At 59.9% G+C, this 14407-nt stretch carries 13 protein-coding genes; 12 read left to right on the forward strand and 1 reads right to left on the reverse strand.

The features are described 5' to 3' along the window. On the reverse strand, positions 1–302 hold a 302-nt coding region (locus tag G518_RS36420), incomplete at its 3' end, for a helix-turn-helix domain-containing protein (protein WP_028605496.1). 374 nt (positions 303–676) lie between these two features. On the opposite strand from G518_RS36420, the gene mutL reads away from it, so the two are divergent. The 12 genes from mutL (at position 677) to G518_RS0122380 (ending at position 14406) form a co-directional block, all read left to right on the forward strand. Next, a complete protein-coding gene (gene mutL, locus G518_RS0122325) occupies positions 677–2599 on the forward strand; it encodes a DNA mismatch repair endonuclease MutL (protein ID WP_028604432.1) in 1923 nt (640 codons plus the stop codon). 3 nt (positions 2600–2602) lie between these two features. Further along, positions 2603–3799, forward strand: coding sequence for a multidrug effflux MFS transporter (locus tag G518_RS0122330; RefSeq protein WP_028604433.1), 1197 nt, complete (start codon positions 2603–2605; stop codon positions 3797–3799). Next, positions 3786–4724, forward strand: coding sequence for a tRNA (adenosine(37)-N6)-dimethylallyltransferase MiaA (gene miaA / locus G518_RS36425; RefSeq protein ID WP_084652130.1), 939 nt, complete (start codon positions 3786–3788; stop codon positions 4722–4724). The genes G518_RS0122330 and miaA overlap by 14 nt, the downstream gene beginning before the upstream one ends. A gap of 82 nt (positions 4725–4806) precedes the next feature. Continuing rightward, the gene (locus G518_RS40120; protein ID WP_156909503.1) at positions 4807–4956 is read left to right on the forward strand and encodes a hypothetical protein; all 150 of its coding nucleotides are present in this window, start codon (positions 4807–4809) and stop codon (positions 4954–4956) included. Then, on the forward strand, positions 4953–7223 hold the full coding sequence (locus G518_RS0122345) for an FUSC family protein (protein ID WP_245598083.1): 2271 nt from the start codon (positions 4953–4955) through the stop codon (positions 7221–7223). The genes G518_RS40120 and G518_RS0122345 overlap by 4 nt, the downstream gene beginning before the upstream one ends. A gap of 250 nt (positions 7224–7473) precedes the next feature. Further along, positions 7474–8385, forward strand: coding sequence for a LysR family transcriptional regulator (locus tag G518_RS0122350; RefSeq protein ID WP_028604435.1), 912 nt, complete (start codon positions 7474–7476; stop codon positions 8383–8385). 187 nt (positions 8386–8572) lie between these two features. Continuing rightward, positions 8573–9238: a GntR family transcriptional regulator gene (locus tag G518_RS0122355; RefSeq protein ID WP_028604436.1), complete on the forward strand. Its 666-nt coding sequence runs from the start codon at positions 8573–8575 to the stop codon at positions 9236–9238. 81 nt (positions 9239–9319) lie between these two features. Continuing rightward, entirely contained in the window at positions 9320–10312 is a 993-nt protein-coding gene (locus G518_RS0122360) for a tripartite tricarboxylate transporter substrate binding protein (protein ID WP_036595673.1), read from the forward strand. A 52-nt stretch (positions 10313–10364) separates the two neighbouring features. After that, the gene (locus tag G518_RS0122365; protein ID WP_051237287.1) at positions 10365–11387 is read left to right on the forward strand and encodes a Bug family tripartite tricarboxylate transporter substrate binding protein; all 1023 of its coding nucleotides are present in this window, start codon (positions 10365–10367) and stop codon (positions 11385–11387) included. A 54-nt stretch (positions 11388–11441) separates the two neighbouring features. Next, positions 11442–12503 carry an isocitrate/isopropylmalate dehydrogenase family protein gene (locus G518_RS0122370; RefSeq protein ID WP_028604439.1) on the forward strand — a complete coding sequence of 354 codons (1062 nt, stop codon included), beginning with the start codon at positions 11442–11444 and terminating at the stop codon, positions 12501–12503. 21 nt (positions 12504–12524) lie between these two features. Further along, positions 12525–13382, forward strand: a complete 858-nt coding sequence (locus tag G518_RS0122375; RefSeq protein WP_036595675.1) for an amidohydrolase family protein — start codon at positions 12525–12527, stop codon at positions 13380–13382. 811 nt (positions 13383–14193) lie between these two features. After that, positions 14194–14406, forward strand: coding sequence for a hypothetical protein (locus tag G518_RS0122380; RefSeq protein WP_028604441.1), 213 nt, complete (start codon positions 14194–14196; stop codon positions 14404–14406). Position 14407 lies beyond the last annotated feature (1 nt).

The raw sequence follows: 14407 nt of genomic DNA on the forward strand, positions 1-14407 counted from the left end.
GCGTGCACCGTGCTCACCGCGGGCACAGCCAGACCAAGATCGCTCAATCGAGTGGCCAACTTGCGAGCACCCCATGCAGGGTGCTGTTCACGCAACTGGCACACCTGCTGCTCAAACTCGGCTGAGCTGCGCTTTGGAGAGTGCATGGGCCTTCGACTCAAGTCGCTCAGAGGCTGCTCGCGGCGAGAGCGCTCAAGCCATTTGTAGCCCGTGGTGGGACTGATTCCGAGACCGCGACACAGCGCCCGGATGTTGGTGCCGTCGTGCTGCGCTAGTGCAACGAATTCTTCGCGTAGTGACATTGCGGACTTCTCCTGCCATGGCATCGCTTTGCTCCTATTGGGCTGCTTGATGCTCTAGCTTGATGTGTCCACCATGTCTCCGAACATGTGTCCACCATGTCCCCGGTCTATACACACGGCCTCAAGGGGTGGGGAGCCTCACTCGGGCCATTGCTGCGCTCGGCCTTCGAGATATTAGTCTTTCCCCTGCCGGGGGAAAAATAAATTAAAACCTTGAAGGGCTGGTCCTAAGCCTGTTAAACGTTTTAACGCGAGGTGGGAAAAACAGATTGGATCGGCTACCGATGGACTGAAAGGTGTACAACGCAGCAAACCACCCAGCCCGCGCCCACACGCCAAAAACAAGGCCCTTAATAGCCTCTTAGAATCCTACAGTGCAAACATCTAACCAGACCTCCGCCGACCTCCCGCGCCGCGCCATCCGTGAACTGCCCGACGAGCTGATCAGCCAGATTGCGGCTGGTGAAGTGGTTGAACGGCCTGCCTCCGTGGTGCGCGAACTGGTAGACAACGCGCTGGATTCTGGCGCTTCGCACATTAGCGTGCGTCTGGCGGCGGGAGGCGTCCGCCTGATCTCCGTGGAAGACGATGGCACTGGCATCCTGCCCGAAGAGCTACCCATAGCGCTCAAACGCCACGCCACCAGCAAGATCGCCAACCTGATGGAACTGGAATCGGTAGGGACCATGGGTTTTCGCGGTGAAGCCCTGGCCGCCATCAATTCAATCGCCGAAACCACCCTGCTTTCACGCACTGGCCAGCAACCCAACGCCTATTTCCTCGATGGCCGCACTGGCGAGCTAAGACCAGGTGCGCGGGGCGTCGGCACCACGGTGGAAGTGAAGGAGCTGTTTTTCAGCGTGCCGGCGCGGCGGAAGTTCCTCAAGACCGATGCCACCGAACTGGCTCATTGCCTGGAAGCGGTGCGCCGCCACGCTCTGGCGCGGCCGGACGTGGCTTTCACTATCTGGCACGACGGCAAACTCATCGAACAATGGCGTAGCCACCCAGGCCCTGAGGGGCTTGCGCAGCGTCTGGGCGACGTATTGGGTGAGGATTTCCTGGCGGGTTCGGTGCCGGTGGACTACCAATCTGGTTCCGTGCGTGTGACCGGGCGCGCTGGTGTGCCTGATATCTCGCGGTCCCGGGGGGATCAGCAGTTTGCTTACGTCAATGGCCGGTTCGTGCGAGACAAGGTCATCACGCACGCTGCGCGCAGCGCCTACGAAGATGTTCTGCATGGTCAGCGTCAACCCGTGTATGCGCTCTACATCAGCGTGGAACCCACGCGAGTAGACGTCAATGTGCACCCCACGAAAATCGAGGTGCGCTTCAGGGACAGCCGAGAAGTGCACCAGGCCGTTCGCCATGCCGTGGAAAACGCTTTGGCCGCACCACGTGCGGGCCAGGTATCAGCCGCTGCGAACGCCCTCCCCGAATCTTTGCCACTGGCACCAGCCGCTCAGACTACAAGCTGGCAAGCCACCCCGCCAGAACCACCTCCCTCCAGCTACTTCAAGGCATTTCAGCAGATCTTTCCGAGGCAAGCTTCGATGGATCTGAGCGCCAGCCGCCATGCCGTGGAGGAGCTGAAGGCGCTGTGGGCGCCGGCGCCCAGCAACGACGCAGCTGCCCCATCGCTTGAAAGCCCCAGTGCAGCCCATCAAGCGCCGCCCGGCCAAACACCAAGCCAGCCGCACAATGAACCACAGGACTGGCCCCTGGGCCGCGCCGTCGCTCAATTGCACGGGATCTACATCCTGGCGGAAAACCAATCGGGGCTGATCGTGGTGGATATGCATGCGGCACACGAACGCATCGTCTACGAACGCTTGAAACTTCAGCTAGACGGCGCCCGGATCGCCAGCCAACCACTGCTCATTCCCGCCACCTTCGCCGCCACGCCGCATGAGGTGGCCACCGCAGAAGCTTGTGCTGAGGTGTTGGGGCGGCTTGGACTGGATATCGCGCCGTTCTCACTCAAAACCTTGGCGGTACGCGCAGTGCCCACCACTTTGGCCTCAGGCGATGCCGTGGAACTGGCGCGCAGCGTTCTCGCTGAGCTGGCTCAACACGACGCCAGCACCGTGGTCGAGAGAGCCCAGCATGAGTTGCTAGGCACCATGGCCTGCCACGGCGCGGTCCGCGCCAATAGGCGGCTGACCCATGAAGAGATGAATGCCTTGCTGCGGCAGATGGAAGCCACGGAGCGCTCAGACCAATGCAACCACGGCCGCCCCACCTGGCGCCAACTCACGCTGCGCGAGCTCGACGGGTTATTCATGCGCGGACGCTAAGCGTTGAATCCACCGGCTGTCATCGTCCTGCTGCTGGCGCTGCTGCTTGGCATACAGCCGGTAACGACGGATGTTTACCTGCCCGCCCTCCCCTCCATTCAGGATTCGTTTGCCGCCTCCATGGCGCAGATTCAGCTGACCTTCTCAGGCTTGCTGCTTGCCTTTGGGGTTTCGCAGATGGTCTGGGGGCCGCTCTCCGATCGTATTGGCCGTCGACCCGTGCTGCTCTGGGGAATGGCGCTATATACCTTGGCGTCAGTCGGCGCCATGCTGGCGCCCGCCATGGGTTGGTTGATTGCTTGGCGCGTCTTGCAAGGCGCAGCCATGGGTGCTGCTGTCATGTGCGCACGCGCTATCGTGCGAGACGTGTACCGGCCGCTGGAAGGAGCCCGGGTCATGTCCAAGGGACTTTCGGGCTTGGGCATCATTGCCGTTTTGGCAGCACCCCTCGGCAGCCTGATGACAGAGCTTGTGGGCTGGCGTGCAGCAATGGCCGTGCCGGCACTATTCGGCGCGGGCACATTGGCCCTGGTGGCATTGAGATTCGACGAGACCCTGGCTGTAAGAAACCCTGCAGCGCTGAATCCAGGCACATTGCTGCGCTCATGGGGTTTGATCGCGCGCCACCCCACTTTCAACACCTATAGCCTGCTGTCAACGGCCTCTTACGCGGCTCTGTTTACGTTTTTGGCCTCGTCATCGTTCGTTCTACTGCGGATACTTGGCGTTTCAAAAACCGGCTATGGGGCCATCATGGCTGTCTTGTCAGCGCTCTACATCGTGGGCACCATCATCTGCAGGCGCCTGCTTGCACGGTGGGGTGTTCGGCGTGCTGTGGCGCTAGCTGGTGGAATTACGTTCACAGCCGGATTGCTCCACTGCGCGCTGACATTTTTTGGTTGGGGTGAATCCTGGTATGGCGCTTGGGCCTTGGTAATCCCGCAGGGTCTTTTCATGCTGGCGCATGGCGTACACCAGCCGTGCGCACAGAGCGGCGCGGTGGGGCCTTTTCCCAGTATGGCCGGGGCCGCCTCAGCCTTGAACGGATTTTTCATGATGGCGGTGGCCTTCCCGATAGGCCTCTGGATTGGCCAAGCCATGGACGGCACTCCGCGCCCCATGGCCTACGGCATTGCATTCTGGTGCGGAGTAATTGCCCTCACGGCATGGACATGGGTACAAAAATATGGAGAACGCTAGAGTCATCGGCCTCGCGGGTCCTACCGCCAGCGGCAAAAGTGCTCTCTCGCTAGAGCTGGCCAGCCACTTACCCATCGAGATCATCAGCGTTGATTCGGCGCTGGTCTATGAAGGCATGGATATTGGCACCGCAAAACCCACGCCAGCCGAACGCGCAGTCGTGCCGCACCACTTGATCGACATCCGTGACCCGCTCGATACCTACAACGCCGCGGAGTTCGTACGCGATGCGCGGCGTCTTATCGGTGAAATAAACGCACGCGGAAAAGTCGCGCTGCTGGTGGGCGGCACCATGCTGTACTTCAAGGCGCTGACGGAAGGCCTGAATGACCTGCCACCGGCTGACTCCCAAGTGCGCGCCGCGCTGGAAGCGGAGGCTCTCGCACAAGGCTGGCCAGCACTGCATGCCGAACTCGAACGCGTAGATCCGGTCACGGCCAGCCGCCTGCCCGCAGGAGACACTCAGCGCATTCAGCGTGCTCTGGAGGTATGGCGCATCACCGGAAAACCACTTTCCAGCTTCCACACACAGAAGAACAAAGAAAGCCCCCTGGAAACCGGCCTGGCTTTTCCGCTTTTTTCCCTGGAGCCCACGGACCGCCCATGGCTGCACGCGCGCATCGAACAGCGCTTTGACGCCATGCTCGCAGCAGGTTTCATGGACGAAGTCGCAAGCTTGCGCGCCCGAGGCGATCTTTCGCCGGAGTTGCCCTCCATGCGCTGCGTGGGATACCGGCAGGCATGGGAAGCGCTGGATACAGGCGAGCCTCTTGCACAAATGCGCGAACGCGGCATAGCCGCCACCCGTCAACTAGCCAAACGACAAATCACGTGGTTGCGCGGCATGTCCGATCGCAAGGTCTTGAACATCACCGGCCAGGAAAACAGCCGCTCGCTTGCGCTTCGCTTGCTTGGTTTGCTGTAGAAACGAATCGCGTGCTTAGGCGACAATAAACATTTAGCGTCGGGCCTCGACCGCACAGCGTTTCCCGCTCTTCATATAAGCCATGTCGTCCACCCTGTACCCCATGCTCAGTGTGGCCTTTCAGGCCACACGCGCGGCTGACGCCAAGCTCCAGACCTCTCGGCAGGCTGAACAAGCCTGCTCGGCACCTCCATTCAGCGCCGCCAAAGAACTGGCGTCCTCCGGCCCATGAACATGGCCGCCATCCTGCGCTGGTTCGATCCTGCCCATTGGCCCAACCGTGGTCGCGCAGCAATGCGCACCCTGCTCAGCTACTACGTGCTCAACGGAGCAATGTGCGCGTTCGGGCTATTTCTGATTTCCACGGTGGTGCATGCGCTGTTTGGCGAAGCTGCTGCTGCGGCAGCCGTCGTGGGCGTGATAGCGACCATTCCGCCAGACATGGCGGCGCCACTTCGAGGCAAGGCCACACACATGGCCATAGCGCCGCTGATCGGTCTGCCACTGTTTCTAGCTGTGCAGTTGTTGCGCGCGCACCCGGTGGAACTCGGTTTGCTTTTGGTTCCAGCCACGTTCATGAGCTTTCTCGGCATGGCCTGGGGCAAGCGCGGCGCCCCGGTGGCCATTGCCGTGATGTTTTCCGTGGTCTTTTCGATGTCCACACCCGCCTCGGCCAATCTGGCTGAAGCCCTACAGCGCACCGGATTTTTTGCCTTGGGCGCTGCTCTGTATGTGCTGTATTCAGTTTTATCTAATACGCTGTGCAACGCTCGCTACCGTGCCCAACTCATCGCCGACTTGCTGCTGACCATGGCCGCGCTCATGCGCGCCCAAGCTAACCGCTTCGCCCCCAAATCGGCTGACTCCGCACCACTACCCGAAGGTGGAGAGCTCAGCGAACTCCTGCGCCGCCAAGCCGCACTCGCCGATCAATTGCAGAACACGCGAGACATCGTGCTCGAATCGCCGCGCACACCGCGCCGCCAACGCTTGGCAGGCATGTTGCTGGCAATGCTGGAAATGCGCGATCAGTTGGTGGCCAGCGAGCTTGATCTAGACCAAGTGCGTGAAGACGCGGGACACCACGCGGTGTTGCACGACGTGCGACAGATGCTTCAGCAAATGGCGCAAGATCTGGCGCAATTGGCCGATGCCCTGCTCACCGGCCGCATGCCCGCCCTGCCTGCCGACCATGGAGCTCGTCTGGCGGCCTTGCGTCTCGATGAGCAAGCAGACACGGCGGACCATACCGACACAGAGCCTGGAACTCCGCCGAACACGGGGCGCGCCGGCCTGGTGCGGGGCCTCGCCTACCGCCTTACGCACCTGAATGATGGCGTACAAGAATTGGGAGCACTCGCGCGTGGTGAGGCCAAGCCCGATCTCACCTTGGTGCGCAACAACTGGCGCCTTTTCGTCAGCCCTACGGATTGGTCGTGGCGGCCATTCTTAAGTCTCTGGGCGTGGCGAGCGCCTGCATTGCGCCACGCCATCCGCGCTGCGCTGGCGATTGGCACGGGCTACACCATCGCCGCCTTGCTGCCTTGGGGATCGCACGAGTACTGGGTACTCCTCACCATCGTGGTGGTGCTGCGCGGTAGCCTGGCGCAAACACTGGAGCGCCGTGATGCTCGCGTGGCAGGTACGGTGCTCGGCAGCTTGCTTGCTGTGGGCTTGCTCGTCATGCACCCGCCTTCGTTCGTGCTGCTACTTTCCGTGACCGTGGCGCAGGGCGTGGCGCACGGGTTCGCCATGCGGCGCTACCTGATCACCGCGGTGGCCGCATCCGTGCTGGGACTGGTTCAGGCACACCTGCTTTTTGCAGGAACCAGCCCCACCTTCGCTTTCATCGAACGCGTGGGCGATACGCTGCTGGGCGCAGGGCTTGCCTGGGCTTTCTGCTATGTGCTGCCTTCCTGGGAACGAGGCCAACTGGCCAGCCTGGTTCGCCGCAACCTCACGGCGCAGGCGCAGCACGTGCGCATGGCGCTGGGCGTGTCCGCCCTGCACGACATCGACACCCAGCCCGAGCTGGCTTGGCGCCTGGCACGGCGTGAAGCCTACGACAGCCTCTCAGCGCTGGTGCTAGCCACTGAACGCTCGCTGGCGGAGCCTCGCGCGGTACGGCCACCCATCGCGTTGCTGGAGCATATGCAAGCGCATGGGTATCAATTGTTGGCACAGTTAAGCGCGGCTAAATCCATGCTGCTTTTGCGCCGAGATCAATTGCGCCTGGACGAAATAGAGATACCGCTCATGCATGCCGCCAGCCGCATCGAGCAAATTCTCACAGGCGAAGCCGGTAGCTCGACGCCTATGCCACCAAGCCTGGCGGCCAACATGCCCACCTCCATCGAGGCTCTGCCGGACCCCTTCGAGAACGACATCAGCCCCTGGCTGATACGCCGCCTTGAATTAGCCATGGATCTGGCCAGAAAGATGCGCAGCGATGCCGATCAGGCACTGGAACAACTGACCTCCTCCAAAGCGCGGTCATAGCCACTAGCCTGATACGCCCCGCGTTAGCCCTATTCACTACTTTTTGGCCAAGAAAGGGCGAAGCGCCACGCAAGCGCTTCGATGCCAGGACATCAGAGTTCGTGGTTCGTCGTCATTTACAGCTCTCATCGACATGAAAACAATAAATGAGAGCTGTCGCAGGCAAGGCACGGCAATGCAATGCAATGCAATGCAATGCATGACGTAATATTGCCTTTACCAAAACATCAATGAATTTCACTCATTCATCATGCTGGAACGTATTCACTTGGCCGTTGTGCAAGAAGTCGAGAAACAGGGTTCTCTAACCGCGGCGGCTGAGGTTTTGCACGTCACGCAATCCGCGCTCAGCCACAGCATGAAGAAGCTGGAGCAGTATCTGGGCACAGACATCTGGCTTCGCGAAGGCCGCAGCCTGCGGCTCACACAGGCCGGGCAATACCTGCTCGCTGTGGCCAACCGAGTGCTACCGCAACTGAGCTTGGCCGAAGAACGGCTGGGGCAGTTTGCCCAGGGTGAGCGCGGCAGCCTTCGCATTGGCATGGAGTGCCACCCCTGCTATCAATGGCTGCTCAAAGTGGTCTCCCCCTACCTGGCGGCCTGGCCCGATGTAGATGTAGACGTCAAACAGAAATTCCAGTTCGGTGGCATCGGCGCCCTCTTCGGTTACGAGATCGACCTGCTGGTCACCCCAGACCCACTATTCAAACCTGGGCTGAAGTTCGAACCTGTTTTCGACTACGAACAAGTCTTGGTCGTGGCAAAAAACCATCCGCTAGCCACTGCAGCGCACGTGAAGCCACAGCAACTCACCAAAGAAATCCTGATCACCTACCCGGTAGATATTGAGCGACTGGACATCTATAACCAATTTCTGCTCCCGGCGGGCGTTACGCCAAAGCGGCATAAAACCATAGAAACCACGGACATCATGCTGCAGATGGTGGCCAGCGGCCGAGGCGTGGCCGCCCTGCCACGGTGGCTGGTGGAAGAGTACGCAGAGAAGCTAGAAATCGTCCCCGTCAAGCTTGGCCCCAAGGGTATCGCCAAACAGATTTTTCTGGGTACGCGCGAGGCCGACAGCGCCATTGACTATGTGCGGGCGTTTGTGGAACTGGCACGCCTGCCTGCCCCGCTCGCCTCCCAAGGAATTGCTTCATAAACCTGCCGGCAACGCGTTCCGCCCCTATCACTGATACGCCAAACGCGTCGCACCATCATCTGATTCATCCATCCAGCGCCTAAGAGCCTGGGGTGGGAAGTTCCCGTTTGAAAACGCGAGGCAATTGCTCGGGTGGATCATTTTTCTTTCCATTTTTTGTATACAAGCATATACTTTGACGCACAAAATGCCGATCTCAAAACACAACACCCAGGCTCATGCGGCCTACCAACAGATCAAGCAGCGCATCCTGGCCGGGAGCTTGACGGGCCAGGATCGACTGCGAGAAGTGGAAGTCGCAGAACTGCTTGGAATTGGCCGCACCCCTGTCCGGGAATCGCTTAAGCGCCTGGAAGAGGAAGGCCTGTTAACGCACGAGCCCCGCCGTGGCTTGGTCGTCACCAGCCTGGGCCAGCAAGCCGTCGCTGAGCTCTATGCCATGCGTGAAGTGCTGGAAGGCGCTGCAGCCGGGTTCGCTGCGCGCCATGCCACATCGGCAGAGATTGCCAACATGGAGGCCATACTGGACGAGTACGGCCCCACCTGTGATCCAGTCGCATTGAATCTGGAATTCCATGAAGCGATCTACCGTGCTGCTCACAACCGCCACTTGATCCGCTCTCTCCAGTCGATCACTGACACGACCTATCTGCTCGGGCGCAGCACCCTCGCGTCACGCGAGAGGGCCGATATAGCGCACCTGGAGCACCACGACATTCTCAAGGCCATCAAGGCCGGCGACGCTGACCGCGCAGGAGAGGCCGCGCGAGATCACATCCGCAAGGCTTTGCTGGAACGCCTGAAATTGCTTCGCCAACGCCAACGCGAGGCAGAAACCACAGAGAAGGTGTGAACGAATCCCTCATGCCCGCCGGACTCATTCAAAACCTCTGAATTCATTTCCCGCCATCCAAACAACACCGGAGACAACACCATGAACCCTTTGCCTCAAGCGGCGCGCCGCCGCATTCTCGCTTTAGCCGCGCTAGCTGCCTTTGCCATGCCTTGTGGCTCTGCCCTCGCGCAAGCAGCTTTTCCGCAGCGGCCGATCACGTTGATCGTTCCCTTCGCAGCGGGAGGTGGAACAGACAGCATCGCGCGAGACATCGCCAAGGTCATGTCTGAAAAACTGGGGCAACCAGTCATCGTGGACAACCGCGGGGGTGGCGGAGGATCCCTGGGCGCAAACATGGTCGCGAAGGCGAAAGCAGACGGCTACACACTGCTCTTTGCTACCTCCACTTTTGCCACCAATGCCGCCGCAGAACCCAAGCTGCCGTACAACGCCAGCAAGGATTTCGCACCGGTAGCGATGATCGGTCGAGGCCCCCTGCTGGCAGTAGCGTCTCCTCAGTTGGGAGTCAAGTCATTGGCAGATGTACGCCGCGTTGCGGCCACCCGCAGCGACGGCTTGAACTATTGCTCAGCTGGAGTGGGGAGCATCAATCACCTCTCGGGTGAAATGTTCCGACAACGATCGGGGTTGGCACTCACGCATGTAGCCTACAAAGGTAGCGGCCCCGCGACGCTGGATCTACTCGCTGGCCGTATCGACTTATTCTTTGCCACAGTTCCAACCATCTTGCAGCATGTCCGTGATGGCAAAGTTCAGACCTTGGCCGTCACCAGCGCCAAGCGCTCGCCACTGTTTCCAGACCTGCCGACCATGGCCGAAGCTGGCATTTCTGGTTTCGACATCACCACCTGGTGGGGCGTGCTAGCACCCGCAGACACGCCTGCAGCCGTCGTAGACGTATTGAACCGGGCCGTCAACACGGCCGCCGCGGAAGAGCCTGTCAAAGGACGGCTCCTGCACGAAGGCGCAGATCCCGTACGCCTCACACCGGCTGAATTCCGAACCACCCTGGACAACGAACTGGCGCTGTGGAAGCGCGTGGTTCAGGGCTCGAACATGCAGCTCAAGTAACCCGCCTGCTTTTTCCCACTCTCCTCTGAATAAACCATTGCGCGACTACACCATGCAAAAAGACATTCTTTCAACTTCCTTGAATCATGACGCGGACGGCATCGCACGCCGCAGCTTCCTTGGCTTGAGCGCCGCTTTGGCGATGGGCGTTCCGCATAGTGCATTCGCGCAGGCTGACTACCCCAGCAAATCGGTCACAACCATCGTTCCCTACGCTCCGGGCGGCCAGGGTGACGTATTCGCCCGCCTGTTAGGCGACCGGCTGACCCGGGTTCTGAAACACCCCTTCATCGTGGACAACCGCCCAGGCGCCAGCGGTGCACTCGGCGCGCGTCTGGTTGCGAAAGCCAAAGGCGACGGCTACACCCTGCTGCTCGGTCAGACGGGTGAAATCGCAGTCAACGGATCGGTCATGAAAAACCCGGGCTATGACGCGCTCAAGGAGCTGAAGCCCGTCGCGCTCGTAGGCGATGCACCACTGGTCCTGATCGCACCGGCAAATGCTCCATACAACACGATCCAGGAATTGGTGCAATTCGCTCGCAGCAAAGCCGGTGGCGTTTCCTATGGCTCATCAGGCACCGCCACGCCCGGTCATCTGGCGGCGGCAGCGCTGGCACTCGGCACCAAGACCGAGATGATCCACATTCCCTACAAAGGTGCGGGCCAGGCCATGACAGACGTCATCGGGGGCCAGGTCAACTTCTTCTTCCCAAGCGCATCTGCCGCCATGCCCCACATCAAGAACGGCAAGGTGAAGGCACTCGCAGTGTCGGGGCCAAAGCGTGTTGCTGCTCTGCCAAATGTGCCAACTGTCGCCGAAACGGTCATACCAGGCTTTAGCTTCAGCCTGTGGGGTGGCTATTTCGCCCCCGCCGAAACCCCTGATGCCGTCGTGCAATTGCTCAATCGCGAAATCAACAAGCTTCTGAGCGAGCCCGAGTTGCGTGCGCGGTTCGAAGCTGACAGCAGCGCCATTGAACCCATGTCTCCTGCTCAGTTCGCAAGCTACGTGGCTAACGAAACCAAGAAATACGAAGGCTTGGTCAAATCCACCGGCATTCAAGCTGATTGATAGCTCCGCCTCCGCGCACACCGTTTTCGCAGTCTGTTTTAAAGAAAAATCCATATGAAAATCGTCGTACTCCCCGGTGATGGCATCGGTCCGGAAACCATGGCCGTCGCGGTCGCCGTGCTCGAAGCAGCGTCCCAGCGCTTCGGACTTGGCTTAGCGCTTGAACACGATATTGCCGGCCATGAAAGCTTGCAAAAACACGGCGCCACCGTCACGCAGGCACTTTTAGCCAAGGTCAAAGCGGCTGACGGTTTGATGCTGGGCCCCATGGCCACCTACGACTTCAAGGATGAGGCCAAGGGTGAGATCAACCCATCCAAGTTCTTCCGCAAGGAGTTGGATCTCTACGCCAACATCCGGCCCGCACGCACCTATCCTGGTGTACCAACCGTCGTTCAACCGTTCGATCTAACCGTGGTCCGCGAGAACACTGAAGGCTTCTACGCCGACCGCAATATTGCGTCTGGCAATAGCGAAATGCTGATCACTCCCGATGTCGTTGTATCGCTGCGCCGCATTACACGTTCCTGCTGCGAGCGCATTGCACGATCTGCTTTCGAATTGGCCATGGTTCGCCGCAAACACGTGAGCATCGTGCACAAAGCCAATGTCTTGAAAATCGGCGATGGCATGTTCATCGAAGAGTGCCACAAGATCGCACGCGAGTTTCCTGAAGTGCAAGTGGATGATTTCATTGTGGATGCCATGATGGCCCACGTGGTGCGGGCACCTCAGCGTTTTGACGTGATAGTGACCACCAATATGTTCGGCGACATCCTCTCCGACCTGACCGCAGAGCTCTCCGGTAGCCTGGGCCTGGGTGGTTCTGTCAACGCAGGCCTAGACCATGCCATGGGACAGGCTGCACACGGCTCGGCACCGGACATTGCCGGCCAGAACATTGCCAACCCGTTCTCTCTGATCCTTTCGGCATCGCAATTGCTGGGCTGGTATGGTCAGCGCAAGAACCTTCCGGCCTTCCAAGCCGCCGCGGCAGCCATTGATGCCGCCGCAGAGGCTGCCGTGGCAGCCAGCGAAGCCACTCGTGACGTGGGTGGAAAACTCGGCACAGCCGAGATTGGCCAAGCTTTTGTGCGCCGCCTGCTGGCGGCCTGAAGCGCGGTGACACCCCCTGTGATGCTCCCGCCAGGCGCTTGCGACTGTCACACCCACGTGGTGGGCGATACCGCTCACTACCCCATGGAGGCCGATCGCCACTACACGCCAGCGGCCGCTCCGCACGGAGTACTCCTGGCGCATCTGGCAGCGCAAGGCCTGGAACGTGTGGTGATTGTTCAGCCCAGCTTCTACGGCACTGACAACCGCTGCATGCTGGACAGCCTGGCAAGATTGGAAGGCCAAGGCCGTGGTGTTGCGGTGGTGGCACCTGACGTGGAACAGGCCACGCTCCGCCAATTGCACGCTGCGGGCGTGCGGGGCCTGCGGATCAATGTAGAGAGTTTTGGCGTCCGCGATCCAGTGGCTGTGGCCAATGCCCTTCGTGCATTGGCCGAGCGCATTGCAGAACTGAATTGGCATATCCAGATCTACGCGGCCATGGAAACCACCGCAGCCGTGGCGGAACACCTGGACCGCCTTCCGGTTCCGGTGGTGCTGGACCATTTTGCAATGGTGCCCTCCTCTACGCCTTTTGATGACGCACCCGCTCGCGCCCTGCTCACCTTGCTGGCCGGAGGCAACGCGTATGTGAAGCTATCTGCAAGCTACCGCGTGCACGAAAACGACGACGCGCGTAGCGCAGCATCCGTGGCTGCTTGGGCTCAGGCCTTTTTAGCTGCAGCGCCACACAAAGTCCTGTGGGGCAGCGATTGGCCACACACCAATCGCGAGCCAGGAAAAGGCCCTTTGGAAGTCAGCCGCTACCGGAGCCTGCCTTCGGGGAAGTTGCTAACCGAAATCGAAGCTTGGTTTCCCACTGCGGCTATTCGTCAGCAGGTACTGGTAGAGAATGCGACACGGCTTTACGACTTTTAGGAACCATGCCTTTCAAGGTCCTTTTTTTGCAGCTGTTTTTACTCCGCCTACAAAATACACCGGCGTTTTTACTGACATCTTCCTCTGTAGAAAGGCGGGCGTTTTTACTCCCTCTCCCTCTGGGAGAGGGCGGGGGTGAGGGCAAGCGGCGGTTGATTGAGCGCTGCGGTTGTAAATTTCCTTCTGCTCTTCTCTTGAGGTCGGAGGCCGGGATGTGCGCCCGGCTGCGCACATACTATTTTTTTAGTCGCCACCGGATGGCCGGCCCAAAAATAGTATGCACAAAAAAGGCGACCCCAAGTCCGTGTCCCTGCGGTGCTCGGCACGGCCTCAAGGGGTGGGGAGCCTGATTCGGGCCATTGCTGCGCTTGGCCCTCGTGTATTTAGTCTTTCCCTGTCGGGAAAGATAAATCCAAGGCTTTGACCGAGCCGGCCTCTGGTAACACGTTCACGATCCGCGCAGGCTCATATATTCGCCTCAGCATGAAGAATCAGCGCGTTATCAAGGTTCTTGGGTAGGGCGGGGGGCGGCCGGCTGAGGCGTGAGGCAAGCGGCGGTTGATTTTTTGATAGCGCTTGATAGTTACCTTCTGCTCTTCTCTTGAGGTTGGAGACTGGGATTGCGCCCGGCTACGCCGCCACCCTTTTTGGTTTCGCCCCAGGATGGCCAGCCTAAGACGAGTACGAACAAAAAAGGCACTACAGGACATAGTGCCGATTTAGGTCTAGGTGGATTCACTTTTAACGCGCATGATGCATGATGCTATGGCAGGCGCCCTCGCCTCTCGACCCAATGAAATGAAAGGCCTTCATGGCTCATGTGCTTTCTTCCCGCGCTCGGGCAGACGCGCTTCGCGTCGAACTACCTCATGTTGCCGACTTGTTGCAGCATCGCCGCGCAGGGGAAATCGACGAGACGCTCATCGACGACATGGTCTCGTTATTCTGGCTTGAATGGTCAGGGGGGTCTCTTCAGTTAACCACGGTCGGTACGAACATCTGTCGTCAGCAACTTCCCAAATAGC

Origin of the sequence: Ottowia thiooxydans DSM 14619 (genome assembly GCF_000422885.1) — a bacterium.
Classification (GTDB): Bacteria; Pseudomonadota; Gammaproteobacteria; order Burkholderiales; family Burkholderiaceae_C; genus Ottowia; species Ottowia thiooxydans.

Bases quoted from the DNA above. Each gene is read 5' to 3' on its own strand.
- miaA (WP_084652130.1), top strand. From the start codon at position 3,786: ATGGAGAACGCTAGAGTCATCGGCCTCGCGGGTCCTACCGCCAGCGGC.
- G518_RS40120 (WP_156909503.1), top strand. From the start codon at position 4,807: ATGTCGTCCACCCTGTACCCCATGCTCAGTGTGGCCTTTCAGGCCACA.
- G518_RS0122345 (WP_245598083.1), top strand. From the start codon at position 4,953: ATGAACATGGCCGCCATCCTGCGCTGGTTCGATCCTGCCCATTGGCCC.
- G518_RS0122350 (WP_028604435.1), top strand. From the start codon at position 7,474: ATGCTGGAACGTATTCACTTGGCCGTTGTGCAAGAAGTCGAGAAACAG.
- G518_RS0122355 (WP_028604436.1), top strand. From the start codon at position 8,573: ATGCCGATCTCAAAACACAACACCCAGGCTCATGCGGCCTACCAACAG.
- G518_RS0122360 (WP_036595673.1), top strand. From the start codon at position 9,320: ATGAACCCTTTGCCTCAAGCGGCGCGCCGCCGCATTCTCGCTTTAGCC.
- G518_RS0122365 (WP_051237287.1), top strand. From the start codon at position 10,365: ATGCAAAAAGACATTCTTTCAACTTCCTTGAATCATGACGCGGACGGC.
- G518_RS0122370 (WP_028604439.1), top strand. From the start codon at position 11,442: ATGAAAATCGTCGTACTCCCCGGTGATGGCATCGGTCCGGAAACCATG.
- G518_RS0122375 (WP_036595675.1), top strand. From the start codon at position 12,525: ATGCTCCCGCCAGGCGCTTGCGACTGTCACACCCACGTGGTGGGCGAT.
- G518_RS0122380 (WP_028604441.1), top strand. From the start codon at position 14,194: ATGGCTCATGTGCTTTCTTCCCGCGCTCGGGCAGACGCGCTTCGCGTC.